Genomic DNA, 13,900 nt, shown 5'->3' on the forward strand with positions numbered 1-13,900 from the left:
GCGCGGTTTTCAAAAAATAGCCTGGTGTTTCAATCACTTGGTTGCCTCAACTCGGCGCAAAACCCCGAAATTTTGTTACCAAAAGGTAAAATTTGGCCGGTCTGCGAGGCCTGAATCGTGACTCGCCGCTACAGGTTTCGTACCGCTTCGAGCACCTCTTCGGCGTGCCCCTTCACCTTTACCTTCGGCCAGACGCGGACGACCGTGCCGTCGGGAGCGAGCAGGATCGTGGTCCGCACCATTCCCATGAAGGTACGCCCGTACATCTTCTTCTCGGCCCACACGCCGAGCTTGTCGGAGAGGCCGCCTTCCTGCGCGTCGGTGGCGAGAGGAACGGTGAGGTCGTGTTTGGCGATGAAGTTGCGGTGCTTCTGCGGTGAATCCTTGCTGATCCCGAGCAGCGCACAGCCGGCCTGATCGAAGTCGGCCTTGAGTGCGGAGAAATCCTTCGCCTCGGTGGTGCAGCCGGGGGTGTTGTCCTTGGGATAGAAGAACAACACGGCACTGCGCCCCTCGAAATCGGACGGGCGCACTTCGCCGCCTTCGGGGGTGGCCATGGCGATGTCGGGTAGCTTTTCGCCTTCGGTGATCGTCATAGGTCGAGCTCCAGATCCTGTTCGAAGGTGCGCGCCCAGGCCGCGGCGACGGTGCTGCGGGCATTACCCAGCGCGGTTTCGAGTGCCCCCCATGACCCGACCCCGGCCGCTTTGGCAAGCGCTGCCCGCGCCGCCGGCGAAGGCGGCGTGGCCTCTGGGGCGAGCATCCGCGCGGCGATCAGCGTGCGCGCCATCAGTGCGTGGGCTTCGGCGAAGTCCCGATCGAGCGCGTCGCTTTCGACCAGCAGAGATATCGCCTGCCCCAACTCCGGGTCGAGCGCCGTGCCATCGCGCAACTGCAGGAAATGGACGACGAATTCGACATCGACCAGGCCCCCACGCACGAGCTTGAGGTCGAGTGACCCGGCGGGCGGCTTGTGGCGGGCCATCTCGTCACGCATGTTGAGGACGTCGCGACGCAACGCTGCGGGCTCGCGTTCGGTGCAAAGGACATCGCGGATCATTGCGTCGAGTCTGGCTCGCGCTTCCTGCGACCCGTAGACAGTGCGCGCCCGCAGCAGCGCCATGTGTTCCCACGTCCACGCTTCGTCGCGCTGGTAACGATCGAAGCGATCGAGGCTGACCGCCAGCGGCCCCTGCGTGCCCGACGGGCGCAGCCGTGTATCGACCTCGTACAGAGCCCCCGCGGATGTCGGCACGCTCAACGCCCCGGTAAAGCGCTGCGCGAGCCGATTGAAATAGAGCGAGGCCGAGAGCGGTCGTTCGCCGTCGCTCTCCGCTGTGTCCGAGCTTTCGTAGAGATAGACGATATCGAGATCGGACAGGTGGGTGAGCTCGCCGCCGCCGAGCCGGCCTAGCCCGAGCACCAGCATCTCGCTGTCCGGAAAGCGACCATGCTTGTGCGCGAATTCGGCTTCGGCAGCCTTGCCGAGCACCGCGAGCGCGGCTTCGGCGACCCGGGCGAGGGCGCGCCCGATCTCGCGCGGGTCGCGCGCGCCTTCGATCAGTTGCACGCCGAGCACGAAGCGCCATTCGCCGACCCGCTGACGGACGCGGTCGAGCAGGGCTTCGTAATTGTCGCCGACATCGATCCGGGCGAGATCGGCCACGATCTCCTGCACGCTGCCGGGTAGTTCACTCGCGCCGGTATCGATCAGTGGGTCGAACAGCTCCGGGCGCCGCGCCAGCCGGTCGGCCAGCGTGGGCGCGAGCGACAGGATCGCCGCCAGCCGTTCGAGCAGCGCCGGGCGCGCCTCGAGCAGGCGGAACAGGTTGATGCCGGTCGGGAGGTGCGCGAGTACGGCCTCCCACCGCGCGAGCGCGCGATCAGGCTCGGGCGCATCGGCCAGCGCCTCGAGCAGCCGACCGCGAATCGCGTCGAAGGCCTGGCGCGCCGCTTCGGACCTCAACGCGCGGAATTTCGCCCCGGTCCAGCTTTCTACCCGACGCGCCACATCCGCCGGATCGGAGAATGACAGGTCGGCGACCTGCCGCGAAAGTGGCTTGGTCGCCGATCGATCGTCCGGTTCGCCCGAAAGCGTATCGAGCAATGAGTCGTAGCGCCGGGCGACATCGCCAGTCAGGTCGCTCAATTCGTCGAGCAGGGTTTCCGCGTCGTCCGATCCGTCGAGCGTGGCAATCCCGGCGATGGCCTCGGCGTCAGCGGGAATCGAGTGCGTCTGCTGGTCGCCCACCATCTGCAGGCGGTGTTCGATCACGCGCAGCCGGTCGTATGCCGCGCCTAGCCGGTCGGCGTCGTCGGCTTCGATCCGTCCGGCGCGGGCGAGTGAATCGAGCGCCTCGCGCGTGCCGCGGACGCGCAGCGCAGGCTCACGCCCGCCATGGATCAGCTGGTGGATCTGGACGAAAAACTCGATTTCGCGGATTCCGCCGCGCCCTTTCTTGAGGTCGAAGCCGGGGCCGACCGCATCGGGTCCTTCATTGCTGTCGCGAATTTTTGCCGACAGCCGGCCCATCTCGATGATCGCGCCGAAGTCGAGGCTCGATCTCCAGACGAAGGGGCGGATCGCGCGGAGGAATTCCTCGCCGCCGCGAATATCGCCCGCAGCCGGTCGCGCGCGGATGAAAGCGGCGCGCTCCCATGCCAGCGCCGAACTTTCGTAATGCGTCAGGGCGGCGGGCAGCGAGACGGCGAGCGGGCTCACCTCGGAGGCCGGGCGAAGCCGGAGGTCGACGCGGAAGGCGAACCCCTCGGGCGTGCGTTCGGACAGGAGCGAAACGATTTCGCGCGCATAACGCTGCGCGGCCTCGCCCGGTTCGTCGCGGTCGCGGCGGGCGAGCCGCTCGGGATCGTAGAGCAGGATCGGGTCGATGTCCGAACTGTAGTTGAGCTCGCGCGCGCCGTGCTTGCCCAGTGCCAGCGCGATGAAGCCATCGACCGCGGCCTCATCGCCCGCGCGCCGGCGGATCGCGTGGCCGATCGCGCGATCGAGGGTGCGGTCGGCACAGTCGGACAATTCGGTGACCACGCGGTCGAGCGGGAAAGCGCCGGCGATGTCGCCGATCCCCAGTACCAGCGCCAGCGCATTGCGCTCGCGCCTGAGGGCCGTGCCGAGATCGGAAGCGCCCGCCCCGGCGGCGCGCGCCGCGAGCAGGGCCTCCTCGTACAGCCCGTCCTGCAACAGGCCGGCGAGCAGTTCGAATCGGTCGATCATCCGCGCGAGATAGGGCGCGTGTCGCCGGGCGCGTTCCATCGCCTCACCGGGTTCGACAGGGCTCGGCGTAGTGGCCATGGCGCGCGTGTGTAACGCGCTGGCGCTTGCGAGCAAGCACGCGCTCTGGCAATCGGGGGGCGAAAACAAATTCGAGAGGAACCTGCCATGATCCGCCGTATCATCGCTTGCAGTTGGGCCGCCGGCGCCGCGCTGGCGCTCGCCGCCTGCAGCTCGGGCTCGGACGATACGCCCCAGACCGCCGACGCAGCCGGGCTCGACATCCCGGACGTCGAGGTCCCCGAAATCTCGCTCGAAACGATCCGCGAAGGGACCCGCACCCTGTCGTCGGACGAATTCGAGGGACGCATGCCCGGCACGGTCGGCGAGGAAAAGACCCTCGCCTGGCTGGTCGAGAAGTTCGAGGCGGCCGGGCTCGAGCCGGGCAATGACGGAAGCTGGTTCCAGGATGTGCCGCTGGTCGAGATCACGGGCAGCAATTTCGCGCCGCTGACGGTCGAGGCTGGCGGCGAGACGATGGAATTCGCCTATCAGGATGATTGGGTCGGCGTTTCCTATCGCGAAACGCCGCGCACGCGGATCGAGGATAGCGAGCTCGTCTTCGTCGGCTACGGCATCGTCGCGCCGGAGAAGAACTGGAACGATTACGAAGGGATCGACATGACGGGCAAGACCGCGGTCATCCTCGTCAACGACCCCGATTTCGGCGTCGAGACGCTCGAAGGTCCGTTCAACGGCAAGGCGATGACCTATTACGGCCGCTGGACCTACAAATACGAGGAAGCCGCGCGCCAGGGCGCAACCGGCGCGATCATCATCCACGACACCGCGCCGGCATCCTATGGCTGGACCACGGTCAAGAACAGCTGGGCCGGCGGCCAGGGCTATGCAGAACGGGCCGACAAGGGCGCGAGCCAGACCGCGATGAACGGCTGGGTGCGCAAGGAAGTGGCCGAGCAGATCCTCCGCGCTTCTGGCAAGGACCTGACCCAGATGACCGCCGCCGCGCGTCGGCAGGGCTTCCAGCCGGTGCCGCTGGGCACGACGATTTCGACCTCGTTCGACAATTCGGTGCGCAATTTCGCCTCGAAGAACGTGATCGGGGTTCTGCCGGGCAAGACCCGTCCCGACGAATACGTGCTGCATACCGCGCATTGGGACCATCTCGGCAAGTGTGCGCCGGGGCAGGAAGACGAAATCTGCAACGGTGCGATCGACAATGCCACCGGCACAGCGGCGCTGGTCGCGCTAGCCGAAGCGCACGGAAAGGCGGGGCCGGCGGATCGCAGCCTGGTCTTCCTCGCGGTGACCGCCGAGGAGCAAGGCCTGCTCGGCTCCGAATATTACGGCGCCAACCCGGTCTTCCCGCTCGACAAGACAGTCGGCGGGGTGAACATGGATGCGCTCTCGCTTGCCGGGCCGTCGAACGATGTGACCGTGGTCGGGCCGGGCAAGTCGCAGCTCGACGCCTTCCTCGAAGCGGCGCTGGAGGCCGGTGGTCGCACGGCGACACCCAACCCCTCGCCCGAGGCTGGCTACTACTATCGCTCGGACCACTTCAGCATGGCCAAGCGCGGCCTGCCGATGCTCTATGTCGATGGCGGGCAGGACTTGAAGGATGGCGGGGTCGAGGCCGGTCGCGCCTATGAGGATCGCTATCGCGAGACCGCCTATCACGATGTCGGCGACGAATTCGACGAGACCTGGGACTGGTCGGGCGTGATGCAGGACCTGCAGTTGTTCTATCGCCTCGGCCGGATGCTGGCGATGTCGACCAGCTGGCCGAATTGGAACGAGGGCGACGAATTCCGTCGCCTTCGGGACGAGGATTGCACCGGCGAAGCGCCATGCAATCCGGCTACCTGACGCCGCTTTCGTGACGCGTATCCTTCCGCCCGAATGGGCGCCGCAGGACTGGCTGTGGATCGGTTTCCCGCATGACGAGGCCGAATGGCCCGGCGTGCTGGCGCGCGCGCAGGACCAGATCGCTGCCTATGCCAACGCGGTCGCCGACAGCGGGCAGGAGGTCCGCCTGCTGGTCCGCGACGCCGCGAACGAGGCGCGGGCGAAGTCGCTGGTGTCGGCCTCGGTCAAGCTCGAACGGAGACGCTACGGTGATATCTGGCTGCGAGACACCGGCCCACTGACCGCGTTCGATGGCGCCGAGCGCATGGCGCTGCGCTTCGGCTTCAACGGCTGGGGCGGAAAGTATCTGATGGACGGCGATGCCGAAATCGGCGCCGAAATCGCCCGCGATGCTGGGCTCCCGATCGAGATGCATGACTGGATCCTCGAAGGCGGCGCGATCGATGTCGACGGCGCGGGCCGGCTGGTCACCACCGCGCAATGCGTGCCCAACGACAACCGCAATGACGATCTGTCGCAGGACGAGGCAGCGACGCGGATGCGCGAGGCCTTCGGCGTCGACGAGGTGATCTGGCTCGGCGACGGGCTCGTCAACGACCACACCGACGGCCATGTCGACAATCTTGCGCGTTTCGTCGCGCCGAACGCGCTGGCCCTGCCCGTGCCGAGCGGCGCCGACGACCCGAATGCGAAGGTCTATGCCGATGCCCGCGCGCGGATCGGCGACACCACGTTGTCGCTGTTCGACGTGCCCTCGCCGGGCCGGGTGACGATGGGCGACGAGGTCGTGCCGGCGAGTTACATGAACTTCGCGATCGCCAATGCGCTGATCGTGGTGCCGACCTACGGCTCGGTGCACGACGAAGAGGCGGTCGCGGCCATCGGCGAGCTGTTCCCGACCCGCGAGGCGATCGGACTGCCGGCCGACGCGGTGCTCGCGGGCGGCGGCTCGTTCCACTGCGCCTCGATGCAGATGCCACAAAAACCGGAGGGGGCGGCCGCTTAACCCATTCTTAGGGCCATGCTGCGACACTTCGCCGCATGGCCAAGGCTTTCGCAGCAACGCGCATGATCGCGACCGATCGGGCGGATTTGTTCCGCAAGGCGCTCGTGCTCGGTTGCGCTGTCGCGCTGATCCTCGCGGGTCAGCCGCTGCCCTACTAGCCGACCAGCTTCACCAGCGCGGCAATCGCCGCCGCGGCGAGCACCAATCCCACGAAGATGCGCCACGCGCGGTCGGAGACGTGACCGTCCGCCTTGCGGCCGAGCCAGGTGCCGACGAGTACCACCGGCAGCAGCATCGCGCCCAAGAGCGCGAGCCGCCATTCCATCGCGCCGATCGCCACGCCCGAACCGATGCCGATCGCCGCCGCGCAGGTGAAGATCAGAATCATCGAGCTTTTCGCCACATGGCGCGGAATCGCGCGTCCGACATAGTACGGCACGACCGGTGGCCCGGGCATCCCTGCGAACCCGGTCAGGAGACCGGTCGCCACGCCGGTCAGCCCGGTGATCACGGGGCCGGGCTGTTCGGGCTCGCGCACCGGGAACAGGATCGCGAAGAACGCCGATAGCGCCACCAGCGCGATCAGCAGCCGGGCGAGGTCGGGCGGCGTCGCGGCGAGCAGCATCAGCCCCGGCAGCGTGGTGAGCAGCACGAGACCGATGATGGTCCAGACGCTCCTTTCCGCCTCGCGCAGCAGGCGCGGCAGCTCGATCCCGCCGATCAGCATCGCGACGACGTTGGTGGTCAGCACCGCCTCGACCGGGGTCAGCGCAAGCGCCAGCACCGGCACCAGCAGGATCGCCAGCCCGAAGCCCGCCAGCCCGCGGATGAACGCCGCGGCGAGCCCGGTCCCGAGTGCGACCGCGAGCTGGAGCGCGGTAAAACCTGCGAGAAGTTCCAAGCCCTAGGCCTGCTTGAGGTCGGGCGGCGTGGCTGCGTCGGTCAGCATGGCGATCGCCTCTTCGAGGGTCATCACCTTCTGTTGCTGTTCGCCCAGCGTGCGGACCGCGACGGTGCCTTCCTCGGCCTCGCGCTTGCCGACCACCAGCAAATGCGGGACCTTCGCCAGCGAGTGCTCGCGTACCTTGTAGTTGATCTTCTCGTTGCGCAGGTCGCTGTCGACGCGGATGCCGGCGGCTTCGAGCTTCGCCACCGCTTCCTTGGCGTAGTCGTCCGCGTCCGAGACGATCGTCGCGACAACCGCTTGGACCGGCGCGAGCCACGACGGGAGGCGACCGGCAAAATGCTCGATCAGGATGCCGATGAACCGCTCGTAGGACCCGAAGATCGCGCGGTGGAGCATGACCGGGCGATGCTTATCGCCGTCCTCGCCGACATAGGTCGCATCAAGGCGCTCGGGCAGCACGCGGTCGCCCTGGATCGTGCCCACCTGCCAGGTGCGGCCGATCGCATCGGTGAGGTGCCATTCGAGCTTGGGAGCGTAGAACGCGCCTTCGCCCGGGAGTTCCTCCCAGCCATATTCCTCGTTCGCCATTCCGGCTTCCTCGACCGCGTCGCGCAGTTCCTGTTCCGCCTTGTCCCAGTCGGCATCGGAACCGAGCCGCTTTTCGGGGCGCAGCGCGAGCTTGATCGCGTATTTGAACCCGAAATCGCGATAGACCGCGTCGGCGAGCTGGCAGAAGGCGCGCACTTCCTCGACCACCTGGTTCTCGGTGCAGAAGATATGCGCGTCGTCCTGCGTGAACTGGCGCACGCGCATCAGCCCGTGGAGCGCGCCGTGCGGCTCGTTGCGGTGGCAGCAGCCCATCTCGCCGAGCCGGATCGGCAGGTCGCGATAGGAGGTGATGCCCTGCTTGAAGACGAGCACGTGCGCCGGGCAGTTCATCGGCTTCAAGGCCATCCAGTCGGCGTCCTTGGAAACGAGGTCGCCCTCGTCCTCGGTGTTGGGCACCTCGTCGGGGATGACGAACATGTTCTCGCGATACTTGCCCCAGTGGCCGGACTGCTCCCACTGGCGCGCGTCCATCACCTGCGGGGTCTTGATCTCGCGATAGCCCGCGCCGTCCATCCTGCGGCGCATATAGCTCTCGAGCGCGCGCCAGATGCGATAGCCCTTGGGATGCCAGAAAACCGAGCCGTGCGCCTCTTCCTGGAGGTGGAACAGGTCCATCTCGCGGCCCAGCTTGCGGTGGTCGCGCTTGGCCGCTTCCTCCATCCGGGTGAGGTAGGCATTGAGCTGTTTCTTGTTGAGCCAGCCGGTGCCGTAGATGCGGGTGAGCTGCGGGTTGCTCTGGTCGCCGCGCCAGTAGGCACCCGCCACGCGGGTCAGCTTGAAGGCCTTGGGATCGAGCTTGCCGGTGCTGGCGAGGTGCGGTCCGCGGCACATGTCGAGCCAATCGTCGCCCGAATGGTAGACCGTCAATTCCTCGTCCTCGGGCAGTTCCCTGGCCCATTCGGCCTTGAAGACCTCGCCCTCGGCCTCCCACTTGTCGATCAGTTGCTGGCGGCTCCAGACCTCGCGCCGCAGCGGTTTGTCGGCGGCGATGATCTCGCGCATCTTCTCTTCGATCGCGGGCAGGTCGTCCATTCCGAACGGATCGCGGTTGTCCGGTGCCTTGACGTCGTAATAGAAGCCGTCGTCGGTCGCAGGACCGAAGGTGATCTGCGTGCCCGGCCACAGCGCCTGCACCGCCTCGGCGAGGACGTGAGCGTAATCGTGGCGGACGAGCTCGAGCGCCTCTTCCTCGTCGCGCGCGGTGATGAGCGCGAGCTCGGCATCGCCGTCGAACGGGCGGTTGAGATCGCGCACCTCTCCATCGACCCGGGCGGCGAGCGCGGCCTTGGCGAGCCCCGGCCCGATCGCGGCGGCGACGTCGGCAGGGGTGGAGCCCTCCTCCATCTCGCGCACCGATCCATCGGGCAGGCTGATCTTGAGCAGTTCGGTCATCTCTCTGGGCTTTCGTATCCGTATTCAGATGGGGCTATGCCTTGGGGCGAGACCCCTAGGCAAGTGGTGCGTCACCGCAAGCGTTTCTCACCAGCGCGAGGTCTTCGGCGATCATGCCCTTGCGTGATCCGGCGAGATTGCCCTCGACGTAATCCGCCAGCGCGCGCGCATCTTCGAGCGCATTGTGCGGGATCTCGCTCGCCTCGGCGGTGTCGAAGCCGGGCAGGTGGAGGAGCAGGCAGGCATATTGGAACGGATCGTTTCGTCGGCCGTGATCGCGCAGCAGCATCATGTTGAAATGCGCTAGGTCCTCGGGCCAGTCGGCGATGAACACGTGCTGCCCGGGATCCTTGCGCAGGAATTTCTGCAGCTTCTTGACCACCTGCAGTCGCGCGACCGGCTCCTGCCCGAAATGCGGGACGACATGTTCCTTCACCCACGGCACGACCAGTTCGTGCGCGTGCAGCACTTCGTAGAAATACGCGCCGTCCTCGCGCACCAGCGCGATGCTCAGCAGCTGACCGCCGGTGCCGTTGAATTCGGTATCGATGTAATAGCGCATGATGCCTGTCCGCGCGCCGTACGGTGAAGTTACCGGTTTCGGGAAGCTGGCGCGCTGCCACCCGAAACCGGGTGGCGGGACCGGGGCTTACGCCGCGACCGACCGCCCCCGGTTGCCCGAGGTCGTGTTAGTCGTGGTCGTGATGGTCGCTTTGGCCATGCCAGCGGGATAGCGTCGGGGCGGATCGCGATCAACCGTCCAGCTTGCGCTGACCGATCGTGACCGATTCGCGATGCGTCCCCGAAAGCGTCGTCGAGCGGCTGCGAATGCCCGACAGGAAGCGATACTCCGAAACGGCCCGGTCGGGCGTGAGCTCGACCGCCATGTAACCGCGCCGCGAGGTGTCGGTCCAGCGCAACTGGTCGTTGCCCTCGATCAGCGAACGCGCGAGCCGCTGTGGGGCAACTTGCGAGAGATAGCCCTCGAAGCCGGGCGAGGTGACCGAGTGACCGGCGAATTCGACCCCCACGTTTTCGCTGTCGTGATCGAGGTCGAACGCCCAGGCATTGTGGCTGTCGCCCGCCAGCACCACGAGATCGGCCTCGGCGGCGAGCACGCTTTCGAACAGGCGCGCGCGGGCGGCGGGGTAGCCGTCCCACGCATCCATGTTGAGCGGGATCCCCGCGCGGCTTGCGAGTGCGCCTTCGCGCACCCGGCGGCGGATATAGTCCGGCACCTCGTCGGTCAGCGCCTCGGCCAGCGCGACCGGGGTGGAAAGCGAACCCATCAGCACCTGCTGGACGAGCACCTGCCAGCGCGTCTTGCCCGCCTTTGAGGCGCGCAGCCCATCGGCCAGCCAGCGCTCCTGCCCGGTCCCGAGCATCTGCCGCGCGGGGTCGGCATAGTCGCCGTCGCGAAACCGTGCGAGGCTCGCCAGCGCCTCGTCGGGCGATTGCGATCCGGCCAGCACCGCGCGCAGGCTCGGGGCCTCGTCGCGACCGGTGAGCCGCGTCTCGAGCCGGAACAGCGTGGCGAGGTCGCCGACCTGGTAGGTCGCCCAGCGATCGTCCGATACCGGCATCCATTCGCGATAGGCGCGCATGGCCGCGCGCTTGCGCACCACCCACGCGCCCTCGGTGTCGGGCTGGTGGTTCTCCGCGCCGCCGCGCCAGGAATCGTTGGCGCTTTCGTGATCGTCCCAGCCCGCGATCATCGGATAGAGCTGGTGCAGCCGCTGGAGGTCGGGGTCGCGGCGATAGGTCGCGTGGCGCAGCCGGTAGTCGGCGAGGGATATCGCCTCGTCGGCCGGGTCGAGGCCGCGTCCGGTGAGCGCCTGTTCGCGCGACGGATAGGTGCCCGCACCGTATTCGTAGAAATAGTCGCCGGTGTGAACGACGACGTCGAACTCGTCCGCCGCGGCGGCGTGGGCATAGGCGTTGAACCAGCCGAAGCCGATATTCGAGCAGGAAAACACCGCCATTCGCCAGCGCGTCGTCGGACCTTGCGGGAGGGTGCGCGTACGACCGATCGGCGAGGTCGCGCCGTCGGGGGCGACGAAGCGGTAATAATACCAGCGATCGGGCGCGAGACCGTCGACCACCACCTTGCAACACCAGTCGCGCGTGGAGGCTGCGGTGACGCTCGCGCCGGCGACCGGACGGGTAAAGTCGATAGTTCCACTCAGTTCGACGGTCAGTCGCGTGTCCTGGGCGCCGGCATATCGCGTCCATAAGAGAACGCGGTCGGGACCGGGCTCGCCGCTGGCGACGCCGTGGGTGAAGCCCTGGGCCGACTGGGCTGCGAGGGGGGCTGCCGACGCCAGTCCCGCGCCGAGCAGTCCGCCCTTGAGCAGGGTGCGCCGGTCGAGCGAGGCTAGCGGGGTGGCGGCGGGCGGTTCGGCGGCGATCATCGTGGCATCTCTCCTCGCGGTTCGCCTGCATCGCGCGAATGACGCCCCGATGACAAGGGTTCGTCGTGAGGGGACAAGCGTCCGCTCCAATTTGGAAAGGACGGTTGACATTGAGCGCGAATCATGACAAATACGCTTTACATCAAGATAAGGACCCTTGCCATGAAACAGATCCAACAAGCCCTCCTGCTCGCCGCGGCGATGATCGGGATCGCGCTGCTTTCGGTGGTCGACATCGTACCCGAGGAAATTGCCCAGTTCGCGCCCTTCGCGCTGCTCGCCCTTTTCCCGGGAGCATGGCTCGTCGGCAATCGCCGGAACTGCAACCCCTTCAAGCGGAGCAAGGCATGACCGCCGCCAACACCACATCCCGCCTGCGCCATTCGGTTCCGCTCTGGGCCGCGATGACCTTCGCCAGCTTCGGCGGCGTCGCCGGCCTGGCTATGACCGGAGCCATCAACACGGCGACGACCATGATCCTGATGATCATTCCAGCCGCGCTGTTCTTCCAGATGATCCGGGTTGCCAACAACGCCGCGGTCGCCAGCGCAAGCTGCGGTGGAAAGGGCGAGGCGCAGCGCGCATACATCAAGCGCGTGGCGATCTTCAGTTCGCTCTACCTCGTGGTATTCGCGATCCAGATCGCGGTGCTCAAGGCCGGCGATCCGCCGATGGCGCTGCGGGCGGCATTGAGCGTCTTGCCTGGACTGGCCGTGGTCGGGATCTTCTGGGCGATCGGTCGCCTGATCGTGGAGGAGCAGGACGAATTCCTGCGCATGCTGATCGTGCGCCAGGCCTTGATTGCGACCGGTTTCGCGCTGGGTGCGGCGACGATCTGGGGGTTTCTCGAAGTCGGTGGCGTGGTCCCGCATCTGGACGCCTATTGGGTCGCGGTCGTCTGGTTCTTCGGCCAGTTCATCGGTACGGCGTCCAATCGCATCACCTATGGCAGTTGGGGCGCGTTGTGAAAAACCGGCTCAAGGTGCTGCGCGCCGAACGCGACTGGTCGCAGCAGGAACTGGCCGAGCGGCTCGCCGTCTCGCGCCAGTCGGTCAACGCGATCGAAACCGGGCGCTACGACCCGTCGCTTCCGCTCGCATTCAGGATAGCGCAAGTCTTCGAGCTCCACATCGAGGATATCTTCGCGCCGGAAGAAGAGGGAGAAGGGCGATGAAGAAGATGACCAACGCCATCATGCTCGCGGCATCGCTGCTGCTGGTTGCTTCTTGCTCTGCGCCCGGCGTGTGCGACGATGCGCAGGATCGACTGACCCTGCCCGTCCTGATGTAGGACTGTCCCCGCCCGGCCGGACAAGCCCGGTTGACCCGGATACGATTTTCGCGACAACTCATTCCTCCTAAAGGGGGAATCGATGGACGAACAGGATGCGGGCGGGCACTCCGCTTTCCGCTTTCACGGCACTTGGCGCGAATTCGCCGCGATTGCCTTTCCGAACCTGCTGCTGACGATCGTGACGCTGGGAGTGTATCGCTTCTGGGCCAAGACGCGCGAGCGCAAATATCTCTGGGGTCGAACCCAGTTCATCGACGAGCGGCTCGAATGGACCGGCACGGGGCTTGAGCTGTTCTTCGGCTTCTTGCTGGTTTTGGTATTGTTCTTCGGCCCGTATTTCTTTGTCAGTCTGGTGCTCAACCGGCTGGTCTTCGACAATCAACCGGGGCTCGCCGGAGCGCTGCTGCTGGGCGTGTTCGTCCTGACCTTCTACCTCGGCGGCGTCGCGCTGTTCCGTGCCTTGCGCTATCGCATGGGGCGGACCTACTGGCACGGCATCCGTGGCGGCAGCGACGATCGCGGCTGGTCCTATGGCTGGTCCTATGTCTGGAAATGGGCGGTCGGGTACCTCGTTCTCGGACTGCTTGTGCCCTGGGCGATGATCCAGCTCTGGAACGAACGCTGGAACCAGATGAGCTTCGGTCCCTTTCGCTTTCGTGCCGAAGGCGATGCGGGCGATTTGATGAAGCGCTATTTGCTGTTCTACGCGGCGCCCTTCGTCTTCTTCGCCGCCGCGCTGGTGTTCGGCATCGTGATGGCGGCATCGGGCATCGCGGAGGGCGATTCGGATGTCGTGAATGCCGGCGCGGTGATCGGCTTCGTGCTGTTCTTCCTCGGCTTCTATGCGCTCATCGGATTCATCGCATTGTTCTATTACGCGAAATATTTCCGTGTCGCGATCTCCGGCCTGAGCCTCGAGAACCTCGATTTCCGCTTCGATGCGAGCACCCAGGACTGGTTCAAGCTGTTTCTGGTCGACATCCTGCTCGTCGTCGGCACGCTGGGGATAGGATGGATCTTCCTCTCCTACCGCCACTGGAAATTCTTCGTCACTCACATGGAAGCCTATGGCGAGATCGATCTCGACCGGCTGACCCAGTCGGACACGCAGCGTTCCAAGCATGGCGAAGGCCTGCTCGATGCGTTCGACATGGGAGCGTTCTAGG

13 protein-coding genes are annotated in these 13,900 nt (G+C 66.3%); 7 read left to right on the forward strand and 6 right to left on the reverse strand.

The window, feature by feature from the left end; translation table 11 throughout:
- Positions 1-128: 128 nt before the first annotated feature.
- On the reverse strand, positions 129-596 hold the full coding sequence (locus tag IEW49_RS00460; protein WP_188640832.1) for a peroxiredoxin: 468 nt from the start codon (positions 594-596) through the stop codon (positions 129-131).
- Entirely contained in the window at positions 593-3,310 is a 2,718-nt protein-coding gene (locus IEW49_RS00465; RefSeq protein WP_188640833.1) for a bifunctional [glutamine synthetase] adenylyltransferase/[glutamine synthetase]-adenylyl-L-tyrosine phosphorylase, read from the reverse strand. Before IEW49_RS00465 ends, IEW49_RS00460 begins: the two co-directional genes overlap by 4 nt.
- A gap of 87 nt (positions 3,311-3,397) precedes the next feature.
- Between IEW49_RS00465 and IEW49_RS00470 the strand changes: the two genes are divergently transcribed.
- From IEW49_RS00470 to IEW49_RS13190, 3 genes are read left to right on the forward strand one after another with little or no spacing between them, the layout of a single operon-like run.
- Entirely contained in the window at positions 3,398-5,116 is a 1,719-nt protein-coding gene (locus IEW49_RS00470) for a M28 family metallopeptidase (RefSeq protein ID WP_188640834.1), read from the forward strand.
- 10 nt (positions 5,117-5,126) lie between these two features.
- The gene (locus IEW49_RS00475) at positions 5,127-6,122 is read left to right on the forward strand and encodes an agmatine deiminase family protein (protein ID WP_188640835.1); all 996 of its coding nucleotides are present in this window, start codon (positions 5,127-5,129) and stop codon (positions 6,120-6,122) included.
- Between the two features lie 35 nt (positions 6,123-6,157).
- Entirely contained in the window at positions 6,158-6,280 is a 123-nt protein-coding gene (locus tag IEW49_RS13190; RefSeq protein WP_268235607.1) for a hypothetical protein, read from the forward strand.
- On the opposite strand, the gene IEW49_RS00480 is transcribed toward IEW49_RS13190, so the two are convergent.
- The 4 genes from IEW49_RS00480 to IEW49_RS00495 form a co-directional block, all read right to left on the reverse strand.
- The gene (locus IEW49_RS00480) at positions 6,277-7,023 is read right to left on the reverse strand and encodes a sulfite exporter TauE/SafE family protein (RefSeq protein WP_188640836.1); all 747 of its coding nucleotides are present in this window, start codon (positions 7,021-7,023) and stop codon (positions 6,277-6,279) included. The genes IEW49_RS13190 and IEW49_RS00480 overlap by 4 nt on opposite strands.
- A gap of 3 nt (positions 7,024-7,026) precedes the next feature.
- Positions 7,027-9,030, reverse strand: coding sequence for a threonine--tRNA ligase (gene thrS / locus IEW49_RS00485; RefSeq protein ID WP_188640837.1), 2,004 nt, complete (start codon positions 9,028-9,030; stop codon positions 7,027-7,029).
- 55 nt (positions 9,031-9,085) lie between these two features.
- A complete protein-coding gene (locus IEW49_RS00490) occupies positions 9,086-9,592 on the reverse strand; it encodes a 3'-5' exoribonuclease (protein ID WP_188640838.1) in 507 nt (168 codons plus the stop codon).
- 190 nt (positions 9,593-9,782) lie between these two features.
- Positions 9,783-11,441: an alkaline phosphatase D family protein gene (locus IEW49_RS00495; RefSeq protein WP_188640839.1), complete on the reverse strand. Its 1,659-nt coding sequence runs from the start codon at positions 11,439-11,441 to the stop codon at positions 9,783-9,785.
- Between the two features lie 162 nt (positions 11,442-11,603).
- On the opposite strand from IEW49_RS00495, the gene IEW49_RS00500 reads away from it, so the two are divergent.
- The 4 genes from IEW49_RS00500 to IEW49_RS00515 all read left to right on the forward strand — a co-directional run bounded on the left by IEW49_RS00500 (position 11,604) and on the right by IEW49_RS00515 (position 13,899).
- Positions 11,604-11,792 (forward strand): hypothetical protein, encoded by a 189-nt coding sequence (locus IEW49_RS00500; protein WP_188640840.1) that lies wholly within the window; start codon positions 11,604-11,606, stop codon positions 11,790-11,792.
- Positions 11,789-12,409 carry a hypothetical protein gene (locus IEW49_RS00505; protein ID WP_188640841.1) on the forward strand — a complete coding sequence of 207 codons (621 nt, stop codon included), beginning with the start codon at positions 11,789-11,791 and terminating at the stop codon, positions 12,407-12,409. Before IEW49_RS00500 ends, IEW49_RS00505 begins: the two co-directional genes overlap by 4 nt.
- The gene (locus IEW49_RS00510; protein ID WP_188640842.1) at positions 12,406-12,615 is read left to right on the forward strand and encodes a helix-turn-helix transcriptional regulator; all 210 of its coding nucleotides are present in this window, start codon (positions 12,406-12,408) and stop codon (positions 12,613-12,615) included. The genes IEW49_RS00505 and IEW49_RS00510 overlap by 4 nt, the downstream gene beginning before the upstream one ends.
- Before the next feature lie 198 nt (positions 12,616-12,813).
- A complete protein-coding gene (locus IEW49_RS00515) occupies positions 12,814-13,899 on the forward strand; it encodes a YjgN family protein (protein ID WP_188640843.1) in 1,086 nt (361 codons plus the stop codon).
- The last annotated feature ends 1 nt before the right edge of the window (position 13,900 follow it).

Origin of the sequence: Pseudoblastomonas marina (assembly GCF_014641655.1) — a bacterium.
In the GTDB taxonomy this organism is placed as follows: domain Bacteria; phylum Pseudomonadota; class Alphaproteobacteria; order Sphingomonadales; family Sphingomonadaceae; genus Alteriqipengyuania_A; species Alteriqipengyuania_A marina.

Bases quoted from the DNA above. Each gene is read 5' to 3' on its own strand.
- thrS (WP_188640837.1), bottom strand. From the start codon at position 9,030: ATGACCGAACTGCTCAAGATCAGCCTGCCCGATGGATCGGTGCGCGAG.
- IEW49_RS00465 (WP_188640833.1), bottom strand. From the start codon at position 3,310: ATGGCCACTACGCCGAGCCCTGTCGAACCCGGTGAGGCGATGGAACGC.
- IEW49_RS13190 (WP_268235607.1), top strand. From the start codon at position 6,158: ATGGCCAAGGCTTTCGCAGCAACGCGCATGATCGCGACCGATCGGGCG.
- IEW49_RS00500 (WP_188640840.1), top strand. From the start codon at position 11,604: ATGAAACAGATCCAACAAGCCCTCCTGCTCGCCGCGGCGATGATCGGG.
- IEW49_RS00460 (WP_188640832.1), bottom strand. From the start codon at position 596: ATGACGATCACCGAAGGCGAAAAGCTACCCGACATCGCCATGGCCACC.
- IEW49_RS00495 (WP_188640839.1), bottom strand. From the start codon at position 11,441: ATGATCGCCGCCGAACCGCCCGCCGCCACCCCGCTAGCCTCGCTCGAC.
- IEW49_RS00505 (WP_188640841.1), top strand. From the start codon at position 11,789: ATGACCGCCGCCAACACCACATCCCGCCTGCGCCATTCGGTTCCGCTC.
- IEW49_RS00490 (WP_188640838.1), bottom strand. From the start codon at position 9,592: ATGCGCTATTACATCGATACCGAATTCAACGGCACCGGCGGTCAGCTG.
- IEW49_RS00515 (WP_188640843.1), top strand. From the start codon at position 12,814: ATGGACGAACAGGATGCGGGCGGGCACTCCGCTTTCCGCTTTCACGGC.
- IEW49_RS00470 (WP_188640834.1), top strand. From the start codon at position 3,398: ATGATCCGCCGTATCATCGCTTGCAGTTGGGCCGCCGGCGCCGCGCTG.